We start from the raw sequence: 1,298 nt of genomic DNA, 5'->3' as shown, positions 1-1,298 counted from the left end.
TCGGCGCTGCCGGCCAGCGTCAGGTTCTCCAGGTTGGCGCCCAGCACGTAATGGTCCAGCGCGGTCTGTATGGTGTCGGTGCCGCCATCCACCTCTTCGACGACGATGTCGCCGCCAGCGTCGACGACATACAGGTCGTCGCCGGCGCCGCCAGTCATGCGGTCGCTGCCGGCGCCGCCGTCCAGCACGTCGTCGCCGTCGCCGCCATCGAGATGGTCGGCGCCATCCATGCCGCGCAACTGATCGTCGCCTTGCCTGCCGAACAGGGCATCGTTGCCGGCTTCGCCATGCAGCTCATCGTCGCCGGCGTCACCGGACAGCACGTCATTGCCCTGGCCGCCGGCCACAAAATCGTTGCCGGCGCCGCCGAAGGCGACGTCGTTGCCACCCTCGGCCATGATGGCGTCGGCGCCATCGCCGCCAAACACGAGGTCGTCGCCCAAGCCGGCGAACACGACGTCGTTGCCGCTGCCGGCGAACACCAGGTCCTTGTCGCCGCCCGCATAGACCACGTCGTCGCCGTCGCCGGCATCGATCAGGTCGTTGCCCTGGTCCTCGAACACCACATCCCGCCCGTCACCGGCGCTGACGATATTGTCGCCATTGCCGCCAAGGATCAGGTCATTGCCGGCGGTGCCCTGCCGCTGCTCGCCGCGCGGCGAGAAGGGCGAGCCGCCGGCAGGCGTGACAGTGCCGGTGGCCGGCGACAACGCTTGCCAGCCGGTCGCCAGCGTGACGTCGGCGATGGCAAGCGTGGCGCCGTTGTCCATCGTCATCGAGCCGACGCCATGCACCGTTTGCCCATTGATCTCCTGGAAGCGCCCGTCGCTGGACAGTCCGACCGATGCCACGTCCATTTCCTGCAGCGTCCTGAATTCGCCGGCGTCGGAGACGCCGTCCTGGTTGGCGTCCTGCCAGACACCGAAGCGGGCCCACTTCTCGTCCGCCGCGCTCAGCATACCGTCGCGGTTGGAGTCGAAGGCGGCCAGCCCCTGCAGGTCGGTCTGGGCGGTGTCCTTGTAAGCAGTGAAGCTGATCTCGCCGGCTTTGTCGATCTTGCCGTCGCCATCGATGTCCAGGGCGAGCAGGCCATCGTCCGGGGCGACCCAGGCGGTGCGGCGGCGCCAGCCATCGCCGTCGATATCGAAGAATGTCCTTGAGTCATCGACGGCGGTGAACTCGAAGCCGTCGCCATCCAGGTCGACCGCGACCGGCGTGCTGCCGCCACGCACGAGATCGGGCATCGGCGGCAGGTAGGGGCCGTAGTGCGGCACGGTGACCGATGCGATGCTGCTGGC

At 68.4% G+C, this 1,298-nt stretch carries 1 pseudogene; it reads right to left on the bottom strand.

Annotated elements, in window-relative coordinates:
• Window positions 1-1,298: pseudogene (locus FVE66_RS20100) on the bottom strand (calcium-binding protein); the annotation flags it as partial.

The sequence above is a fragment of the Lacisediminimonas profundi genome, from assembly GCF_008831265.1.
GTDB lineage: Bacteria > Pseudomonadota > Gammaproteobacteria > Burkholderiales > Burkholderiaceae_D > Lacisediminimonas > Lacisediminimonas profundi.
The sequence above is the reverse complement of the archived record's forward strand: the minus strand, read 5'-3'. Positions and strand labels throughout refer to the sequence as shown.